9 protein-coding genes and 2 pseudogenes are annotated in these 12427 nt (G+C 65.2%); 8 read left to right on the top strand and 3 right to left on the bottom strand.

What is annotated here, in order from left to right:
* On the bottom strand, positions 1–213 hold a 213-nt coding region (locus GCT13_RS44880; protein ID WP_321574266.1), incomplete at its 3' end, for a helix-turn-helix domain-containing protein.
* A gap of 191 nt (positions 214–404) precedes the next feature.
* On the opposite strand from GCT13_RS44880, the gene GCT13_RS44885 reads away from it, so the two are divergent.
* From GCT13_RS44885 to GCT13_RS44920, 8 genes are all read left to right on the top strand, one after another.
* Positions 405–1451, top strand: a complete 1047-nt coding sequence (locus GCT13_RS44885) for a 4-hydroxythreonine-4-phosphate dehydrogenase PdxA (protein WP_152768120.1) — start codon at positions 405–407, stop codon at positions 1449–1451.
* Positions 1452–1521: 70 nt separating this feature from the next.
* Positions 1522–2694 (top strand): L-rhamnonate dehydratase, encoded by a 1173-nt coding sequence (locus GCT13_RS44890; RefSeq protein ID WP_152768121.1) that lies wholly within the window; start codon positions 1522–1524, stop codon positions 2692–2694.
* A gap of 2 nt (positions 2695–2696) precedes the next feature.
* On the top strand, positions 2697–3614 hold the full coding sequence (locus tag GCT13_RS44895; protein ID WP_152768122.1) for a dihydrodipicolinate synthase family protein: 918 nt from the start codon (positions 2697–2699) through the stop codon (positions 3612–3614).
* A 150-nt stretch (positions 3615–3764) separates the two neighbouring features.
* The gene (locus tag GCT13_RS44900) at positions 3765–5057 is read left to right on the top strand and encodes an MFS transporter (protein WP_152768123.1); all 1293 of its coding nucleotides are present in this window, start codon (positions 3765–3767) and stop codon (positions 5055–5057) included.
* A gap of 84 nt (positions 5058–5141) precedes the next feature.
* Positions 5142–6089, top strand: coding sequence for a YncE family protein (locus tag GCT13_RS44905; RefSeq protein ID WP_152768124.1), 948 nt, complete (start codon positions 5142–5144; stop codon positions 6087–6089).
* Positions 6067–7065: an amidohydrolase family protein gene (locus GCT13_RS44910; RefSeq protein WP_152768125.1), complete on the top strand. Its 999-nt coding sequence runs from the start codon at positions 6067–6069 to the stop codon at positions 7063–7065. The genes GCT13_RS44905 and GCT13_RS44910 overlap by 23 nt, the downstream gene beginning before the upstream one ends.
* A complete protein-coding gene (locus tag GCT13_RS44915; RefSeq protein ID WP_152768126.1) occupies positions 7062–8645 on the top strand; it encodes an aldehyde dehydrogenase (NADP(+)) in 1584 nt (527 codons plus the stop codon). Before GCT13_RS44910 ends, GCT13_RS44915 begins: the two co-directional genes overlap by 4 nt.
* A gap of 128 nt (positions 8646–8773) precedes the next feature.
* The gene (locus GCT13_RS44920) at positions 8774–10036 is read left to right on the top strand and encodes an MFS transporter (RefSeq protein ID WP_152768127.1); all 1263 of its coding nucleotides are present in this window, start codon (positions 8774–8776) and stop codon (positions 10034–10036) included.
* Positions 10037–10681: 645 nt separating this feature from the next.
* On the opposite strand, the pseudogene GCT13_RS51675 reads toward GCT13_RS44920, so the two are convergent.
* A pseudogene (locus GCT13_RS51675) lies at positions 10682–10843 on the bottom strand (IS110 family transposase); the annotation flags it as partial.
* A gap of 104 nt (positions 10844–10947) precedes the next feature.
* Positions 10948–12427 (bottom strand): annotated as a pseudogene (locus GCT13_RS44930) (hypothetical protein); the annotation flags it as partial.

Consider the following 12427-nt stretch of genomic DNA (forward strand, 5'->3'; position numbering starts at 1 on the left):
TTCCCGAATGCCCTGTGCGCCTTGCCGCGCAATGCGCTTGCGCCACGTGCTGACCGTCTGCACCGATACACCGAGCTCTCGCGCAATCACGGTATTCGAGTGTCCCTCATGTGCCCACAACGCAATCCGAGCCCGCATCACATCCCGCTGCGGGGCCGTCTTCTGTGCGATCAGCGACAGGAGTTTCTTTTTTTCTTTCTTCGTCAGCTTCACTGACGTTGCATGACGGCCTCGGCTCATCCCGACATGATAACCAAGGCGTTTAATTATTCAACGTATTTAAGGGATGTCATACTAGTATGAACCCCACATGACGAACGGCCGGATTTCGGCCCCTACAGGAGACGCAATATGCGGAACATCGCAACGGCAGCGCGACGGATCGCGTCCATCGGAGAAACGGCATGACGCTCAGCGCGAACCTGCCCGTCGTCGCGCTGACGCTCGGTGACCCGGCGGGCATCGGCCCCGAGCTGATCGCGAAGCTGCTGGCCCAACCGAACATAAGCGCACGCGCCAACCTCGTGCTGATCGGCGACCGGTGGCTCTGGGAAGCCGGGCAGCGCCTCGCCGGCGTCAACGTCGACGTGGAACCGGTCGCGTCCCTCGCTGACGTGCGCAACCGGCAAACGATCGCGCGTCCCGCGTTCGTCGAAATCGACACAATCGACGCGGCGCAGGTCAGGGTCGGCCGGGTCGGCGCCGAGGGTGGCCACTCCGTGCTGGGCGTGCTGAACGAATGCATGGATGCAGCGCTCGCGGGCGACATCGACGCAATCTGCTTCGCGCCGCTGAACAAGCACGCGATGAAGCTCGGCGGGCTGCGTCACGAGGACGAGCTGCATCACTTCGCCGAGTATCTCGGCGTAACCGGCTACTTCTGCGAATTCAACACACTCGGCGAGCTGTGGACCGCGCGGATCTCGTCGCACATTCCGCTGAAGGACGCGGCTGGCTACCTGAGCGTCGAGCGGATCGGGCAGGCGGCCGAGCTGATCTACCGGTCGCTGCTCGCGAACGGCGTGGCGCTGCCAAAGGTCGCAATCGCCGCGTTCAATCCGCACGGTGGCGATGGCGGCAGTTGCGGCCGCGAGGAAGTCGACATCATCGCGCCCGCGGTGCGGGCGCTGCAGGCGCGCGACTGGCCGACGGCCGAACCGTTCCATGGCCCGTTCCCGGCCGACACGATCTTCCTGAAGGCGCAGGCGGGCGATTACCAGGCGGTCGTCACGATGTACCACGACCAGGGGCAGATTGCGATCAAGCTGCTCGGCTTTTCACGCGGCGTGACCGTGCAGGGCGGCCTGCCCGTGCCGATCACGACGCCCGCGCATGGCACCGCGTACGACATCGCGGGCCGCGGTGTCGCCGATGTGGGCGCGACCTGGCAGGCGCTGCAGATCGCCTGTCGGATGGGCGCCGCGCACCGGCAGCAGGCGATTTCCGCGTGACAGGCGGGCCGGTGACGCCCGATCACGCCACGCAAATTTCGAATCCGATCGAAGTAGAGGAGACACCGCAATGAAGATCAAGTCCGTCCGCGCACGCGTATTTCAATGGAAAGGCAAGACCGTGCCGCCGCAAGGCAATTTCTGTTCGAACGCGATGGACGTGCTGTACGCGCCGCAGGAGACGATGAGCACGTTCCGCTTCCATTCGTGGACGGTCGTCGAAGTGGAGACCGACGACGGTATCGTCGGTCTCGGCAACGTCGCGCTCGCGCCGCAGGTCGCGAAGCTCATCATCGACGAGTATCTCGCGCCGCTCGTGATCGGCCAGGATCCGTGGGACTACGAATACCTGAACCAGCGGATGTACCGCGCAACGCACGCGTGGGGGCGGAAAGGCATCGGGATGGCCGCGATCTCGGCCGTCGACATCGCGATCTGGGACGTGCTCGGCAAGAGCGTCGGCAAGCCGGTGTTCAAGCTGCTCGGCGGCCGCACGAAAGAACGGATTCCCTGCTACTACTCGAAGCTGTACCGGACCGACCTGAAGGCAATGCAGGCGGAGGCGCAGAAGTTTCTCGACCAGGGCTTTCGCGCGTTCAAGATGCGCTTCGGCTACGGCCCGGCGCACGGCCAGCAGGGCGTCGTCGAGAACCTGAAATCGGTCGAGGCCGTGCGTGAGGTGATCGGCTACGACAACGATCTGATGCTCGAGTGCTACATGGGCTGGAACGTCGAGTACGCGAAGCGGATCCTGCCGAAGCTCGAGAAGTTCCAGCCGCGCTGGCTCGAGGAGCCGGTGATCGCCGACGACATCGACGGCTATGCGGAGCTGAACCGTCTGACGAGCATCCCGATCTCGGGCGGCGAGCACGAGTTCTCGTTGTACGGCTTCAAGCAACTGCTCGACCGCAAGGCCGTATCGGTCGTCCAGTACGACACCAACCGGGTCGGCGGGATCACGATGGCGCACAAGATCAACGCGCTGTGCGAGGCATACAGCGTGCCCGTGATTCCGCACGCGGGGCAGATGCATAACTACCACCTGACGATGAGCACGCTCGCGTCGCCGATGAGCGAGTACTTCCCGATGTTCGACGTCGAGGTCGGCAACGAGCTGTTCTATTACATCTTCGACGGCGAGCCGGTTGCCGAGAACGGCTTCCTGCAACTGCGCGACGACGTGCCGGGCCTCGGCCTGAAGCTGAAGACCGAGTTCCTCGACCAGTTCGAGATCGTGGAGTGATCATGGCCGCACGTTATCAGGGCGTATTCCCCGTCGCGCCGACGATCTTCACCGAGAACGGCGCGCTCGATCTCGACGGCCAGCGCCGCTGCCTCGACTTCATGATCGACGCAGGCTCGCAAGGCATCTGCATCCACGCGAACTACTCGGAGCAATTCGCGCTCGGCGACGACGAACGCGAGATGCTCACGCGAATCACGCTCGAATATGTCGCCGGGCGGGTGCCCGTGATCGTCACGACCTCGCATTTCAGCGCGCGAATCTGTGCCGAACGCAATCGTCAGGCGCAGGCCCTCGGCGCTGCGATGGTGATGGTGATGCCGCCATACCACGGCGCGACGTTTCGCGTGTCCGAAGCGCAGATCCATGCGTTCTTCGCCGAGGTGACGGCGGGCCTGCGGATTCCGCTGATGATCCAGGACGCGCCGGCGAGCGGCACGACGCTGTCCGCGCCGTTCCTCGCGAAACTCGCACGCGAGATCGACGCGGTGTCGTACTTCAAGATCGAGACGGCGGGCGCTGCGTCGAAGCTCCGTGAGCTGATCGCGCTGGGCGGCGATGTGATCGAGGGCCCCTGGGACGGCGAGGAGGGCATCACGCTGCTCGCCGATCTCGACGCGGGCGCGACGGGCGCAATGACGGGCGGCGGTTATCCGGACGGCATCCGCCGGATCACCGACGCGTACTTCGCGGGCCGCCGCGACGAGGCGGTGGAGCATTACGCGCGATGGTTGCCGCTCATCAACTACGAGAACCGGCAATCGGGCTTCCTGACCGCGAAGGCGTTGCTGAGGGCGGGCGGCGTGATTGCGTGCGACAAGCCGCGCGCGCCGTGGCCCGAGTTACACCCGCAGGTCCGCGCGGGGCTGCTCGACGCGGCGCGGCGGCTCGATCCGCTCGTGCTGCGCTGGGGTCGCTAACACGTCGCACGCTGAGCATTCGCGTCGCCTTGCGCACCGCCCGGTGCAGGTTCGAGGGGCGCGACGACGGCCGGCCTCCGCCAGCCGGAACCGGCCTCACAGGCGGTCGGCGTGAAGACCGACCTGGCCGATAACGATATTGGAGACACCATGACCATGCTGAACACGGCGACGCCGGCATACGAAGCGGACGACGCCATTCCCCGACGCCGGTGGCTGCGCGTAATCCCGCCGCTGCTGCTCGCCTGCATCATCTCTTACATGGATCGCGTCAACATCGCCTTCGCGATGCCGGGCGGCATGAACGCCGAACTCGGAATGAACGCATCGATGGCAGGGCTCGCCGGCGGCATTTTCTTCTTCGGTTACCTGTTCCTGCAGATTCCGGGCGGGCGGCGGGCGGCGCTCGGCAGTGGCAAGACATTCATCGCGTGGTCGCTCGTCAGTTGGGCGGTTCTGTCGGGGCTCACGGGGCTCGTCACGCAGACCTGGGAACTGCTCGCGCTGCGCTTCCTGCTCGGCGTTGCGGAGGGCGGGATGCTGCCCGTCGTGCTAACGATGGTCAGCCGCTGGTTCCCGGACCGCGAGCGCGGCCGCGCAAACGCGATGGTCATCATGTTCGTGCCGCTCGCCGGCATGATCACCGCGCCGCTGTCGGGCTTCGTGCTCGCCGCGTACGACTGGCGCCACCTGTTCTACAGCACGGCTCTGCTGTCGATCCTGTTTCTCGGCGTCTGGCTCGCGTTCGCCGATGACGGTCCGGAGACCGCTCGCTGGGTGTCGCCGCGCGAGAAGGCCTACATCCTCGACGCGCTGCGCGCCGAGCATGAGCGCAAACTGACGGCGGGCACGCCGGCTGTCACGTCGTTCGGCGCGCTGTTGCGCAACCCGACGATCTGGCTGCTGATCGCAATCAATCTCTGCTATCAGGCGGGCATCTACGGCTATACGATGTGGCTGCCGACGCTCCTGAAGAACCTGACCCATACAGGCATGGGCAAAATCGGCCTGCTCGCAATGATTCCGTACGTCGCGATGGTCATCGGCATGTTCGCGACGTCGTATCTGTCGGATCGCACCGGTAAACGGCGCCTCTTCGTGCTGCTGCCGCTCGTCGGCTTCGCGGTCTGCCTCGCGCTGTCCGTGCTGACACACGCGACGATGGCTTTGTCGTTCGCATTCCTGATCGGTTGCGGCTTTTTCCTGCAGGCAGCGGCGGGCGTATTCTGGGCGATTCCGCCGAAGCTCTGCAGCGTCGAGGCGGCGGGCAGCGCACGCGGCCTCATCAACGCACTCGGCAATCTCGGCGGCTTCTGCGGCCCGTACGCGGTCGGTGTGCTGACCCAGCACGTTAGCGCGGCGGCGGGCGTCTACTGTCTCGCGGTCGTGCTTGCTGTCGCCGGCCTGCTCGCGCTGACGCTGCCGAAGCGTTGCGAGGACTGAGACACGCATTCGACGAACCGAACGGACAACTGTGGCGCCAGCGGCGCGCCGCGGTAACAACATCGGAATATGGAGACTGGGACGATGAACGATATCCTGCTGCTGGTGCAGAAATGCGCGCACACCTTCAGCTTCTACGACCTCGAGACGAAGACGGCGCTCAAGCACATCGTACTGCCGAGCTTTCCGCACGAATTCACGGTCGATGCCGACGGGTGCTACGCGTATGTCGGCATCTTCGGGATCGAGACTGCCTGGACGCGCGGGCAGGACGGCGACCACCGCGTGGCCGAGATCGACCTGCATCAACGCAGACTGACACGGATGCTCGACCTTTGGCCGTACTATCGGCCGCACGGGATGGCGAGTGATGCTGCAGGCCGCCTCTATGCGATGAGCGAGGCGAATGACATGCTGCTCGTGTTCGACCGCCCGCGCGAGCAGGACGTGCCGAACATGGCGGTGCCGTCGGGTGGCGTGAAGACGCATCTCGTGACGCTGACGCGCGACGCGAGCCGCGCGTACGGTGTGCATCTGCTCTCAAACACGGTCACACAGTTCCATCCGCGTGACGCGACGGTCGTGCCACGCGCGGTGATTCCCGGGCCGCGCCCCGAAGGCAATGCGCTATCGAGCGACGAGAAGACTTTGTATGTCGCGAACAGAGGCGACGACACGCTCGTCGCGATCGATACCGGGACGATGACGTGCGGGCGCCGCGTGAAGACGCGCAGCGACCCGAACCGGATCTACCGGACGAGCGCACCCGACGGCCGCGATCTGCCGTTGCTGACGAACTCTGGCGAGCGGTCGATTTCGGTGTTCGACGCGGCACAGCTTGAGGAAATCGAGCGCATCGCGCTGCCGGCGAATCCGACCGCGCTGTCGTTCCATCCGGTGCGGCCCGCTGCGTACGTGTCGTTCCAGGATGACCACGTGCGCGAGCTCGATCTGCTCGCGTGGCGCTTCGTCAGAGAGATCGCGACGCTGCGCGAACCGGATGCGTCCCATGTTGTCATCGGCGGCCGCTGATCCGGGCGCGGACGATCGCGCGCTTGCGCTACCCGACGCGATCGTCGACGCGCATCATCATCTATGGCGCCTCGGCGGCGCGGTGCGCTATCCGTGGCTGCAGGACGCGTATGACCCCGCGCACTTCATGCTCGGCGACTACGCTTCGTTGCGCCGCGATTTCGACGTCGATGCGTACCGCCGCGCCGCGGGCGGGGCGCCCGTCGTCGCGAGCGTGCATGTCGAGGCCGAGTGCGCACGCGATGATGCGCTTGCCGAGACGCGCTGGTTGCACGAGATCGCGGCGCACGCGACGCTGCCGTCGGCTGTCGTCGCGTGGGTCGATCTGCTGGCCGACGACGCGGACGAACGGCTCGACGAACAGGCCGCGTATCCGCTTGTGCGCGGCGTGCGTTTCAAGCCGCGCACGTCGGCGGCGCCGGGCGGCGCGCTCGACGGACCCGGCACGCTCGACGATCCGCGCTGGTCGCGCGCGCTCGAACGGCTCGCCGCGCACGGGCTCGGCTGGGATCTGCGGGTGCCGTTCTGGCATCTCGGCGATGCAGCGCTATGCCTCGCCGACGGGCCGGCGGTAGACGTCGTGCTCGAGCATGCGGGCCTGCCGTGGGATCGCACCGAGGCCGGTCTCGCAGCGTGGCGGCGCGGGATGGAGGCGCTCGCCGCGTTGCCGCGCGTCGCGGTGAAGCTGTCCGAGTTCGGGCTGCGGGACGCTGCGTGGAACGAGGCCGAGAACGGGCGAATCATCGCCGACGCGCTCGCGATCTTCGGTGCCGGGCGCTGCATGTTCGCGAGCAACTTCCCGGTGGCCGGCTTGCGCATCACCTACCCGGCGCTCGTGCGGACGTTCGCGGCGGCGCTTGCGAGCCGCGGATGGAGCGCGGCCGCGCAGCGCGCCGTCTGGCACGACAACGCTATCCGCATTTACCGGATCGATTCCGGCACCACCCGTTTACACGACAACCCGACAGGACCATGACCCAGATCACCGGAGAGATGTTGATTGGCGACGCCGCCGTGCGTGGCACCGCTGCGACGCTGCACGCGTTCGACCCGGCGCGCGGCGTCGCGCTCGAACCCGCGTTCGGCGGCGGCGACGCGGACGAGGTCGATTACGCATGCCGGCTCGCGCAGGCTGCGTTTGACCGGTTTCGCGCGCTGCCGCTCGAGACCCGCGCGTGCTTTCTCGAGACGATTGCCGAGTGTGTGCTCGCGCTCGGCGATGCGCTGATCGAGCGCGCACACGAGGAGACTGCACTGCCGCTCGCCCGACTCGTCGGCGAGCGCGCACGCACGGTTGGACAGCTGCGGCTGTTCGCGGCATTTGTTCGCGACGGGCGCTGGCTCGGCGCGACGCTCGATTCCGCACAGCCCGACCGCGCGCCGCTGCCGCGCGCGGACCTGCGACTGCAGAAGATCCCGCTCGGGCCGGTCGCGGTGTTTGGCGCGAGCAACTTCCCACTCGCGTTCTCGGTCGCGGGCGGTGACACCGCGTCCGCGTTCGCGGCCGGCTGCCCCGTCGTCGTGAAGGCGCATCCCGCGCACCTCGGTACGTCGGAGCTCGTCGGCCGCGCGATCCGGGACGCGGTCCGCGTGTGCGGGCTGCCGGTCGGTACGTTCTCGCTCGTGCTCGGCGCGGGCATCGCGATCGGCGAGGCGCTCGTCGCGGACCCAGCGATCAGGGCGGTCGGTTTCACAGGCTCGCGTGCGGGCGGCCTCGCGCTCGCGGGTGTTGCCGCTCGCCGCCGCGAGCCGATTCCCGTCTATGCGGAAATGAGCAGCGTGAATCCCATGTTCGTGCTGCCGCACGCGCTTGCCGCGCGTGGCGCCGCGATCGCGCGCGGGTTCGTCGAGTCGGTGACGCTCGGTGTCGGGCAGTTCTGCACGAACCCGGGCCTTGTCGTGCTGCCTGACGGGCCCGACGCGCGGGCGTTCATCGATGCGGCAGTTCAGGCGCTCGCGGAGCAGGGCGCGCAGACGATGCTGACGGGCGGCATCGCGGCCACCTACGCACAGCAGGTGTCCGCGCGCGTCGCCGCAAGCGGCGTCCGGACGCTCGCGCATGGCATACAGAACGACGCGCGCAATGCCGCACGCCCAGCGCTATTCGCAACAACACAGCAGACATTCCTGGCGGACCGGCAACTCCAGAACGAGATCTTCGGGCCCGCGTCGCTGATCGTCACGTGCCGGGATCTCGACGAGATGATCGCGCTCGCGGAACATCTCGACGGGCAACTGACCGCGACGCTGCATCTGGACGAGGACGATACGGCGCACGCACGGCGCCTGTTGCCGACGCTCGAGCGCAAGGCGGGACGCATCGTCGCGAACGGCTATCCGACGGGTGTCGAGGTCGCGCACGCGATGGTCCATGGCGGGCCGTTTCCGGCGACGTCCGATGCGCGGACGACGTCGGTCGGCACGCTCGCGATCGAGCGGTTCCTGCGGCCTGTCTGCTATCAGGACCTGCCGGCCGCGCTGTTACCCGATGCGCTGCGCGACGGCAATCCGCTCGGCATCGCGCGGGTCGTCGACGGCACGCTCGGCACCGCGTAGGCGCGACATATGTAGCCCACCGTATGCAATGGAGTCCCGCCTGATTACGTCGGGGCCCCGTCCGATCTAGCACCACAAACCCAAAAAGAACTGGTATCAGCGCATACCGCGAGACAAAGGGACGAGACATGCAGACAGACAAGCATCAACGGCGCCATACGCTCTGGTTGCTGTGCGCACTATCATTCATACTCTATGTAGACCGCGTCAATCTCGCGACAGCCGCTAGCGCAATCAAGACAGAACTGGGGCTGTCAAACACCGGGCTCGGACTCGCTTTCTCGGCGTTCGCCTACTCATATGCATTTTTTCAGGTTGGCGGCGGCTGGATCGCAGATCGTTTCGGAGCGCGTAAGACTCTGATCGGATGCGGCATTATCTGGATCATCTCGACCTTCGCCACAGGCTTTGTCCATACGCTCGGTATGCTGTTCGTTGCGCGACTTCTGCTGGGGATTGGCGAGGGGGCCACATTGCCTGCACAATCGCGAGCGGTTACGCGCTGGTTTGTCGGCGAACAGCGAGGCATGGTGCAGGGCTTTACGCATTCGTTCTCACGCCTTGGCAACGCCGTGACTCCGCCGCTCGTGGCGCTTTTGATGGCCTGGCTCTCGTGGCGCTCCGCCTTTCTCGTGCTTGCCTTAGTGACGGCGATCTGGCTAGTCTGGTGGTGCGTCGCTTTTCGGGAGTTTCCTCACGAGGCCGTCTCGCAGGCTAGCCAGCGTGTCCAGAGAAAGGGCCCGACGCCATGGGGGCCGTTGTTCATGCGCATGTTGCCCACCATCTTCGTTTACTTCTGCTACGGGTGGACGGCATGGCTCTTCTTCACCTGGCTACCGACTTTCTTCCTTCATGGTCAAAACCTCGACCTGAAGTCCTCGGCGCTTTTCGCCTCCGGTGTGTTCTTTGCTGGCGTGGTTGGCGATACGGTTGGAGGTTGGTTGAGCGACTTCCTGTTGCGCAAGACTGGCCGCCTCACAATTGCCCGTGAGGGCGTCATCGTTGCAAGTTTCCTTGGCGCCCTGGTCTTCATTCTCCCGTTGCTGTTCGTGCGTTCGAGCTTCGGAGTGGCCCTTTGCCTGTCCGGCTCGTTCTTCTTTCTCGAACTGACGATCGGGCCGATCTGGGCCGTGCCAGGTGATATCGCCCCGGAGCACGCCGGTATCGCGAGCGGAATGATGAACGCAGGCTCTGCTGTCGCCGGGATTCTCTCGCCAATCATATTCGGCTTGCTGGTGGACACGACCGGCAGTTGGACCCTGCCGTTCGCGGGTTCCGTCGTCATGCTTCTGTTCGGCATCGTTGCGGCGCTGCGCATACGCCCGAACGTGACTTTGGAGACGAGGACGGTCGCAACGCAGGGACCGCTGACCGCATCATCGAGCCGTTGATTGGAAGCGCAAACCGAAAGTGAGGTGGGTGAAGATCAGGTCCCGATGAATTCACCGAGACAACCGCGATCGCAGTCCGCTTGGAGCAGCGTTCCCGCTTCTTCGGATCCTGATGTAGCCTGTTAGGTCGTCCTCGCCTCAGAACCAAGACCGCCCCCTCAACCACGACATCTCTATTTAGCCAGCGCTACGACATTTCAATCTGGCTTTGACAGGTATAATGATAAGGAATGCGTATCAAAATATCGATTGGCTTAGAAATGCGATTTTGGCGGCAACCTGATCACAATCGGCATGGCGGAAGACACGCGGTCCTGATCCACGAGGCGGCAAGGCGCGGCTTCGTCCATGACAGGCATCGATCAGTTCGTGTCTACGTCAACGGGAAGCAGGCCTTCGCAGCAAGCGACTTATTCGGAGACGCGCGACAACTGTCCAGAGACACGTGAAGCATGTTGAGGCGCGATGCGCGAACTAAGCAGTTCTTCTGCCCATCCTGCCTGCAACTAACCGTCAGCGACGTTCTTCTTCGTAGCCGGCTTCGCCAGCAATCCGTCAGCAGGGAGAGGGCGAACCGTGAGGAGCGTGCGAGGTGGCCAGGATGCCCCGTCTGCACGGCGCACGGTCATCTCAAGGTTATCCGTGATGATGGGCGCTGCCGCAGGCCTCCATGGCGACACGACTCGCAGGCCGGTTGGCGAAGAACGGCACAAGCTGGGCGCGTTTGAGTACCTTGCTGTGAATCGTGCCAGCATCTGGCTCGACATAGTGAATCTGGAAAACGCGCTTGGCCAGGTCGATGGCAATGGTTTTCGCGACGCCCGGTTCACTGAGGCAGGCGGTTGCGCGTCGGTCGTGCCGGGCGTCGCGCCCCTGTGTTTCGAGAGTGCACGGCGCTGCGAATCATCCGCTTAAATCGGCGCAAGAGCATCAAGCAATGCCTTGGCCTCTCGCAAGTCGGCCGTGTCGAAGCCCTCCGTAAACCAGCCGTGGACCTCGGACAGCGCTTGCTTCGCCTCCGCAATTTTGCCCTTGCGCTGCCACAGTCGGGCCAGACTTGACGCCGCGCGCAATTCCAGCGATCTCGCGCCCTGACGGCGCGCCACCGCGATCGCCTTGCTAAAACAGGTTTCCGCTTCGTCGCTGCACGCGGACAGGCAATCATCATTGTTCAATGCACCGAGCAGTATGCTGCCCTGGAGCCGATACAACTCCGCCTCGTAGTAGCGCTCCCCGGTTTTGTCCACGAACGCCATCGCCTCTTCGAGCATGCCGAGAGCAGTTGAGCCGTTGCCCGCGCACCGATAGCCGTCGGCCAGGAGGGCCAGAAAGTACGAGCGCTGGTCCTCGCCACCGGCAGCCCTGGCGGCGGCCAGGCCTTCGCGCATCTGGGCGATTCCCTCCGGGGGGCTTTCGCGCCCGGTCAGGGCCCAGCCCCGAAAATAGGTTCCCCACCCGAGCCACAATGGCAGCCCCTCCTCGGACGCGAGCGTGATGAGAGCATCGGCGTGCTCGAGGACTCGCGATGACTCTCGTCGGAGCTGATGCAACTCGGCCGCATAAGCCAGCGCGTTCGCCAGGGTTGGACCAAAGGCAAGCTTTTGTGCGAGGGCAAGTGCCTCGAGGTTTCGCTTGTACGCCTGATCGGGGTAACCCTGAAGCCACAAGGTCAGAACCAGGATGTTCAACGCCCAGATGCCGGGATCCAGCGCATGAGCAATGGCATGTGCCTGATGCTGCTCAGGGGCGTAGAGGGCAAGCGCCTGTTCCGCGTGGGTGCGGGCGGCGTCAAGCTCCCCCTGGAGGAGGAGGCACATACCGAGTGCGTCGTGTGCGTAACCGAACAAGGCCGGATCCTGGGCGCGCTGCGCCATGCGGAGCATCCGTTCGGCCAGTTCGCGCGCAGTGGCATACTCGGCGCGCGACACATAGTGGATCCTCAGTCCAAGTTGCACCGCGAAAAGCTGTGACGTCTCGCCGATCTGCTCGCACAATGCCAGCGCGCGGGTATAGGTCGCAGCTACCTCCGGCGCGCCATAACCTCTCACGTCCATCAAGGCCGGACCCAGGGAAAGCAGCAGCGTCAGTTCCCGATGCACGCGTGCCGGTGTATCGGGCAGACGCTTGAGTAACTCGAGCGCGACGCCGAGGTGGTGCATCGCGTCCAGGTGGGCCGCATGTCGAAGTGCCTGTTGCGCGGCACGATGCAGGTACTCCACGGCCTTCGGGATATTGCCGCTCAGGCCGTAGTGATGCGCCAGTTCGCTGCAGTAATCCGCGATGCGGGTCGGGAACAGCGCCTCGATCGCATGCGCGGTGCGCTCATGCAGTGCGCTACGGCGCTCCGTGAGCAGCGAATGGCCGGCGACTTCCTGGGTCAGCGCGTGCTTG

Origin of the sequence: Paraburkholderia franconis (assembly GCF_009362735.1) — a bacterium.
Taxonomy (GTDB): Bacteria; Pseudomonadota; Gammaproteobacteria; order Burkholderiales; family Burkholderiaceae; genus Paraburkholderia; species Paraburkholderia franconis.

What these genes read in the sequence shown, in the direction of transcription:
- GCT13_RS44910 (WP_152768125.1), top strand. Translation starts at nt 6,067, where the DNA reads ATGTTGTCATCGGCGGCCGCTGATCCGGGCGCGGACGATCGCGCGCTT.
- GCT13_RS44890 (WP_152768121.1), top strand. Translation starts at nt 1,522, where the DNA reads ATGAAGATCAAGTCCGTCCGCGCACGCGTATTTCAATGGAAAGGCAAG.
- GCT13_RS44885 (WP_152768120.1), top strand. Translation starts at nt 405, where the DNA reads ATGACGCTCAGCGCGAACCTGCCCGTCGTCGCGCTGACGCTCGGTGAC.
- GCT13_RS44915 (WP_152768126.1), top strand. Translation starts at nt 7,062, where the DNA reads ATGACCCAGATCACCGGAGAGATGTTGATTGGCGACGCCGCCGTGCGT.
- GCT13_RS44900 (WP_152768123.1), top strand. Translation starts at nt 3,765, where the DNA reads ATGACCATGCTGAACACGGCGACGCCGGCATACGAAGCGGACGACGCC.
- GCT13_RS44920 (WP_152768127.1), top strand. Translation starts at nt 8,774, where the DNA reads ATGCAGACAGACAAGCATCAACGGCGCCATACGCTCTGGTTGCTGTGC.
- GCT13_RS44895 (WP_152768122.1), top strand. Translation starts at nt 2,697, where the DNA reads ATGGCCGCACGTTATCAGGGCGTATTCCCCGTCGCGCCGACGATCTTC.
- GCT13_RS44905 (WP_152768124.1), top strand. Translation starts at nt 5,142, where the DNA reads ATGAACGATATCCTGCTGCTGGTGCAGAAATGCGCGCACACCTTCAGC.